This is a genomic window from uncultured Dialister sp. (assembly GCF_937959425.1).
Classification (GTDB): Bacteria; Bacillota; Negativicutes; order Veillonellales; family Dialisteraceae; genus Dialister.
The window spans coordinates 1-4,794 of record NZ_CALGPS010000064.1; the positions used below are offsets into that span (position 1 = coordinate 1).

General features: G+C 54.4%; 4 protein-coding genes. All 4 read left to right on the forward strand.

The features are described from left to right. Window positions 1-557 precede the first annotated feature (557 nt). The 4 genes from gcvH to Q0482_RS02475 are packed head-to-tail and all read left to right on the forward strand — an operon-like array spanning window position 558 to window position 4,687. Window positions 558-941, forward strand: coding sequence for a glycine cleavage system protein GcvH (gene gcvH, locus Q0482_RS02460; protein WP_299142919.1), 384 nt, complete (start codon window positions 558-560; stop codon window positions 939-941). Window positions 942-943: 2 nt separating this feature from the next. Beyond that, a complete protein-coding gene (gene gcvPA, locus Q0482_RS02465; protein ID WP_299142922.1) occupies window positions 944-2,269 on the forward strand; it encodes an aminomethyl-transferring glycine dehydrogenase subunit GcvPA in 1,326 nt (441 codons plus the stop codon). Further along, window positions 2,253-3,686: an aminomethyl-transferring glycine dehydrogenase subunit GcvPB gene (gene gcvPB / locus Q0482_RS02470; RefSeq protein ID WP_299142925.1), complete on the forward strand. Its 1,434-nt coding sequence runs from the start codon at window positions 2,253-2,255 to the stop codon at window positions 3,684-3,686. Before gcvPA ends, gcvPB begins: the two co-directional genes overlap by 17 nt. Continuing rightward, on the forward strand, window positions 3,683-4,687 hold the full coding sequence (locus Q0482_RS02475) for a lipoate--protein ligase (protein ID WP_299142928.1): 1,005 nt from the start codon (window positions 3,683-3,685) through the stop codon (window positions 4,685-4,687). Before gcvPB ends, Q0482_RS02475 begins: the two co-directional genes overlap by 4 nt. Window positions 4,688-4,794 lie beyond the last annotated feature (107 nt).

Genomic DNA, 4,794 nt, shown 5'->3' on the forward strand with positions numbered 1-4,794 from the left:
AAATGTCATGTTTATTAATAGGAATCTAATTTACACAAGGAATTTTACACCCTCTGAACATTCTGCTGAATAGGCCACCTTCGGTGGCCACCCCCTATCCGGCTGCGCCGGACTTCCCCCTATTCAGGGGGCAGAATAAACCTCTCTAAGCTTTCCTGCAGAGTCATGTGGTACATTGGTAAGCGTCCATAGTGCCCCCGCTTTAGCGGGGGAAAGGTGGTGGCGCCAGCCACCAAAGGGGGCCGCTTTTCCCTCGCCTGTCAGGGCGGTTGTTAAGGTTTTATACAAACTGGCGCCCCATATTTCCAAAAGGCGCCCACCACGGCCTTTGCCCCCTGAGCGGCAGCGACGCAACCCTTGGCCCGTGCGTTAGCACAGGGCCATACGCCCCTCTGCCGCGCAGCGGCAGGCCCCTTCGGGAATACAGCCCACCACCACCCTCTGAACCCTTTGAACCTTCTGAACCTTCTGAACCCTGCCACGCAGTGGCTCTATATCTCAAATTTCATCTTTACCATATATCACATTTTCTATAGAGTATCAAAGGAGGAATTACCATGAATTTTCCAAAGGATGTAAAGTATGCCAAGACCCATGAATGGGTGAAGAAAGAAGGAGACCTTGTGCTCATCGGTCTTACGGACTATGCCCAGGACCAGCTGGGGGACATTGTATTTGTCAATCTTCCGGAGGCAGGGGATGCGGTCACAAGCGGCGATACCTTTGCGGATATTGAATCGGTGAAGGCGGTGTCCGATGTGTACAGCCCTGTAACCGGCGAAGTGGAAGAGGTGAATGAAGAACTGCTGGATGCGCCGGAAAAGGTGAACGGCGACCCCTACGGTTCCTGGTTCGTAAAGGTGAAAGACGTGAGTGACATGGAGGAGCTCATGGATGCGAAGGAATATGAGGAGTTCTGCAAAACCTGCGGGGAGGAATGATTATGGGAAACTATGTACCATCGTCTCCTTCCGAAACGAAGGAGATGCTTGATTTCCTGGGCCTTCCTTCCCTGGATGCCCTGTACCGGCAGGTGCCGAAGGAGGTGTACGGGAAAGGGATAGATATCCCCGAAGGAAAAAGCGAGATGGAAGTGCTTTTGGACATAGAGCATACCGGGGCAAAGAACCGCCGGTTTACTTCTATTTTCAGAGGTGCCGGTGCCTACTGTCATTACATTCCTGCCATTGTGAAGCAGGTTATCAACAAGGAGGCATTCCGCACCACCTATACGCCCTACCAGGCGGAAATCAGCCAGGGCATCCTGCAGTCCATCTTTGAATACCAGACCATGATATCCGAGCTCACCGGCATGGACGTGTCCAATGCTTCCGTTTATGACGGCGCCACGGCAGCGGCGGAGGCGGTATTCATGTGCCTGGAGCGGAAAAGAAATGAAATCCTTGCGTCTGCTGCCATGCACCCCCAGGTGCTGGAAGTGATGAAGACCTATTGTGAAAGCCGTCATGTGAAACTGACCCTGATTCCCGCCAAAGAGGGAAAAACGGACGGAGAAGCCCTTTCTTCCCTGCTGAATGAAAGTACGGCGGCGGTCTTCTTCCAGAACCCCAATTTCTTCGGCCTCATTGAAGATGGGGATAGGCTTGTCACGCTGGCCCATGAGGCAGGAGCCAGGGCCGTCATGTCCGTGTCTCCCATGTCCCTTGGCCTTTTGAAGACGCCGGGGGAATATGGTGCCGACATTGCCGTAGGCGATGGACAGGAACTGGGGCTGCCCCTTTCCTTCGGTGGCCCGTACATGGGATTTATGACCTGCCGGGAAAAACTCATGAGGAAGCTGCCGGGCCGCATCGTAGGAGAAACTACGGACAGCCGGGGAAACCGCTGCTATGTGCTCACCCTGCAGGCCAGGGAACAGCATATCCGAAGGGAAAAGGCGTCTTCCAATATCTGCTCCAATGAAGCCCTCTGTACCATGGCGTCAGGCGCCTACATGGCAGCCCTGGGGCCGGAGGGGATGAAGGAAGCGGCGTCCCAGTGTGCCGCCAAAGCCCATTACCTGGCGGATAAGCTTTCGGAAATCGGATTTCCTCTGAAATACAAGGGCCCCTTCTTTGATGAATTTGTCACCGATTCGCCCATTCCGCCAAAGGATGTGGAAAAACTTCTGGAGAAGGAAAACATTCTGGGCGGTCTTCCGCTGAAGGAGGGCATTCTCTGGTGTGCTACGGAAATGAACAGCCGGGAGGACATGGACAGGCTGGTTTCCATCCTGAAAGGAGGTATGGCCCATGGAGCTCATATTTGAAAGATCCAAAAAGGGACATCACATGGAACTCTTCCCGGCCCTGGACGTACCGGCGGCGGAAGGACTTCCTCTTCGTGAAAAAGCGCCTCATCTGCCGGAGCTGGATGAGGTGGAACTGGACCGCCATTACGGACAGCTGGAGAAGCAGGCCTTCGGGGTGAACCAGGGCTTTTATCCCCTTGGTTCCTGCACCATGAAGTATAATCCTGCGATGAATGAAATAGCTGCTTCCATGAAGGATTTTACCCATATCCATCCCCTGGCGCCGGAGGACAGTGTGCAGGGAAGCCTTGCGGTTATGTATGAACTGCAGAAGCTTCTTGCCGCCATTACCGGCATGGATGATATGACCCTGCAGCCCGCTGCCGGTGCTCACGGCGAATACACGGGCCTTCGGCTCATCCGGTCTTACCATCTGTCCCGGGGGGATACGAAGAGGACGAAAATCATCGTTCCTGATTCCGCCCACGGCACCAACCCCGCCTCCGCGGCCATGGCAGGCTACGAGGTGGTGCATGTGCCTTCCAATGAAGGGGGAGGCGTCGACCTTGAAGGATTGAAAAATGCAGTGGGAGATGATACGGCAGGTCTTATGCTCACCAATCCCAATACCCTTGGTATTTTCGACCCCAACATTCTGGAAATCACCCGTATCGTCCATGAAGCAGGGGGCCTCTGCTACTATGACGGGGCGAACCTGAACGCCGTGGTAGGAAGAGCCCGGCCGGGGGACATGGGCTTTGACTGTGTCCATGTGAACCTGCACAAAACCTTCTCCACACCCCATGGCGGCGGCGGTCCGGGAAGCGGCCCCGTGGGCTGCAAAGATTTCCTGAAAGATTTCCTGCCCCATCCGGTGGTGGTGAAGGAAGGGGAAAAGTACCATTTCATGGATCCCGCAAAATCCTTCGGCCGGGTGAAAATGTTCTACGGCAATTTCCTGGTCATCCTTCGAGCCTATGCATACATCCTCATGCTGGGGGCGGAAGGCCTTGCCGAAACATCAGCCCATGCGGTGCTCAATGCCAACTATCTGATGAAGAAACTCTCCTCCCACATGGACATGGCCTATCCGGGAAGCTGCATGCATGAATTCGTCATGACCCTTGCTCATTACAAAAAGGAAACGGGCGTATCGGCGCTGGACGTGGCCAAGGGTCTTCTGGACGAAGGCATGCACCCGCCTACCATGTACTTTCCCCTGATCGTTCACGAAGCACTGATGGCGGAGCCTACGGAAACGGAAAACAGGGAAACCCTGGACAGGGCGGCAGAAGCTTTCCTCCGGGTCTTCGAAAAAGGGCGGACCGACCCGGAATCCCTTCATACCGCACCTCACACCACGCCCATCGGCAGGCCGGACGAAGTGAAGGCAGCCCGTCATCCCCGCATACGTTATGATTTTGGAGACGAATGATGATCCGGAAATTGACATTTCTTAAAAACTGGCAGGACACGCAAAACCCCTTCCGCAACTTTGCGGTGGAGGAATATCTCATGAACCATGTGGAGGAAGGGGAAATCATTTTCTTTCTCTGGCAGAACAGGAATACTGTGGTCATTGGCAGAAACCAGAACGGCTGGCATGAGTGCAATGTGAAAAAACTGGAAGAAGATGGGGGTCTTCTCGCCCGGCGGCTCTCCGGCGGCGGTGCGGTATACCATGACCTGGGAAATATGAATTTCTCTTTTCTGGCCCGAAGGCAGGACTACGATGTGGCAAAACAGCTCTCTGTCATTGTGGAAGGTGTGAAGAAATTTGGAATTCAGGCGGAAAAAAGCGGCAGGAACGATATCAAAATCCACGGCCGCAAATTTTCCGGAAACGCCTTCTACAAACATGGAGACCTCTGCTATCACCACGGCACCCTCCTTATTGCAGAAGATATGAAGGACATGGTGAAATACCTGAACGTGGACGGCTCCAAGATGAACTACAAAGGCGTGAAATCCGTGCCCGCCAAAGTAGTGAACCTCTCGGACCTCGCCCCTGCCATTACTGTAGAAAGTTTGACCGAAGCCCTGCAGAAGAGCTTCGGCGAAGTCTACGGCCTTCCGGTGGAAGAAATCCATTCCTCCGATATACCGGAGGAAGCACTGAAAGACAGGATTGCCTTCTTCTCCTCCTGGGACTGGCGCTTCGGCGCAGCCCATGAATTCGACGTGCCTGTAGAAGGCCGCTGGGACTGGGGCTTCTTGAAATTTTCCTTCTCCGTGGACCGCGGCCTGGTGCAGGAAGTCTCCGTAGACTCCGACGGCCTGGAAGCCGACTTCATCGCCGCCATTCCGGAAGTGCTCAAAGGGAAACGGTACGAAGGAAAAGAACTGGCCCGGGCGGTGCTGGAAATGAAAGCAGAAACGGCGGAAGAAAAAGAAGTACAGAAGGACGCGGCAGAGCTGCTGAGGGATATGCCCTAGCGTGAGGGTTGACGCCTGCTGCGCAGGCGAGGTATGACAGGGCTTTTGCCCTGAGGGTTCTTAAGTTGTGCGCCAGTTCGGCGTGTATAGTATAGTCTGGTGAAAGC